Source organism: Mitsuaria sp. TWR114, assembly GCF_007997345.1.
In genome coordinates, this window is sequence record NZ_VOSR01000787.1 from 1 (window position 1) to 1,092 (window position 1,092).

Annotated in this window: 3 protein-coding genes; 2 read left to right on the forward strand and 1 reads right to left on the reverse strand. The window is 70.4% G+C overall.

Translation table 11 applies throughout. From position 1 onward, the window contains the following. Together FUT87_RS24170 and FUT87_RS24175 are read left to right on the forward strand one after the other, a co-directional pair. A partial coding sequence (locus FUT87_RS24170; protein WP_147242641.1) for a response regulator occupies positions 1-329 on the forward strand: 329 nt, incomplete at its 5' end. Between the two features lie 44 nt (positions 330-373). Further along, on the forward strand, positions 374-832 hold the full coding sequence (locus FUT87_RS24175) for a PA2169 family four-helix-bundle protein (protein WP_147242642.1): 459 nt from the start codon (positions 374-376) through the stop codon (positions 830-832). A 50-nt stretch (positions 833-882) separates the two neighbouring features. On the opposite strand, the gene FUT87_RS24180 is transcribed toward FUT87_RS24175, so the two are convergent. Further along, on the reverse strand, positions 883-1,092 hold a 210-nt coding region (locus FUT87_RS24180), incomplete at its 5' end, for a hypothetical protein (protein ID WP_222617265.1).

Sequence of the window (1,092 nt, forward strand, 5' to 3'; positions counted from 1 at the left end):
AGCTCAACCGCGTCACCGCCAGTCTGCTTCGCAGCTTCTCGTGCCAGGTGCTGACGGCCAAGGACGCCGACGAGGCGCTGCAGCTGTTCGGCAGCGGCGCGGCGGTGGACGTCGTGCTGTCGGACGTGGTGATGCCTGGCTCGATGGACGGCCAGGCGCTGGCGCGCGAGCTGCGCAAGCGCCGGCCGGGCCTGCCGGTGGTGCTGATCAGCGGCTACAGCGAGGCGCTCACCGCCGAGTCCTCCTTCATCGTGCTGCGCAAGCCGGCCTCGCCCTCGCAGATCCTGGAGGCGCTGCGGCGCGCGATGGGCCTGCCCACGGGTATGTGACTTGCTGAATCCAGGCATCTTCACTCCCCAACGGAAGGACTGCCATGGACAACAAGGATGTCATCGACGAGCTGAACACCCTGATCGAGACCTGCAAGGACGGCGAATACGGCTTCCTCAGCTGCGCCGAGCACGTCAAGAGCACCAGCCTGCGCGAAGTCTTCGCGCAGCGCGCGGCGGACTGCCGCCAGGCCTGCTCGGAGTTGCAGCAACTGGTGCGGCAGCACGGCGGCACTCCCGAGGATGACGGCAGCACCAGCGGCGCGATGCACCGCGGCTGGGTCGCGGTCAAGGGCACCCTGACCGGCTACAGCGACAAGGCCATGCTCGAGGAATGCGAGCGCGGCGAGGACGCCGCCGTGGGCCGCTATCGCAAGGCCGCGCAGAAGCCCCTGCCGGCCGGCGTGCTGGAAGTGGTGCAGCGCCAGCTGGCCGGCGTGCTGCGCAACCACGACCAGATCAAGCTGCTGCGCGATCAGGCGCGCAACGCCGAGAAGGTGTAAGCCCTCCCCGGACCGCACGGGAGCGCGCCGCTGGCGCGCTCCTCGTCGTTTCAGCGTGGGTCCTGGCGAGGGCCTTGGCGCCGACCGTGAGACGGCGCCGCGGCTTCATCCTGGGCCGCATCGCGGTCTGACGCGCCGCCCGCCGCCGCGCCCTGCGCCTGTCGCGCTTCCTCGCGCTGCTGCTTGCGCCCTTGGAGAAATCCGGCGATCACGCCCAGCAGCACGGCCATCCAGGTGAAGCCGCCGGCCCACAGCGCCGA

Bases quoted from the DNA above. Each gene is read 5' to 3' on its own strand.
- FUT87_RS24175 (WP_147242642.1), top strand. From the start codon at position 374: ATGGACAACAAGGATGTCATCGACGAGCTGAACACCCTGATCGAGACC.